The 229-nt window shown below is 62.4% G+C and carries 1 pseudogene; it reads right to left on the bottom strand.

Going from position 1 to position 229, the window contains the following annotated elements:
- A pseudogene (locus AC0IW9_RS32250) lies at positions 1-229 on the bottom strand (MFS transporter); the annotation flags it as partial.

Raw genomic sequence — 229 nt, 5'->3', positions numbered from 1 at the left:
GCGCCGACTACAACGCCAAGCGCGTAGGTGCTGATCACATGGCCCACCTGCGGCTCGGTGATGCCCAAGTCGGCGGCCACGTCTGGCATCAAGCCCATTATCGAAAACTCACCGGTGCCAATGGCGAAACCGCCCAGGGACAGCGCCAGTTCAATCAGCAAACTCGCGCGGGCCGACAACTGCTTGGCAATCGGTGCAGTGGGCGCCGCAGCGGGCAATACATCAGACA

The sequence above is a fragment of the Belnapia sp. AC561 genome, from assembly GCF_979252845.1.
Note: the sequence above shows the minus strand (reverse complement) of the source record. Positions and strands in the feature narration are given on the sequence as shown.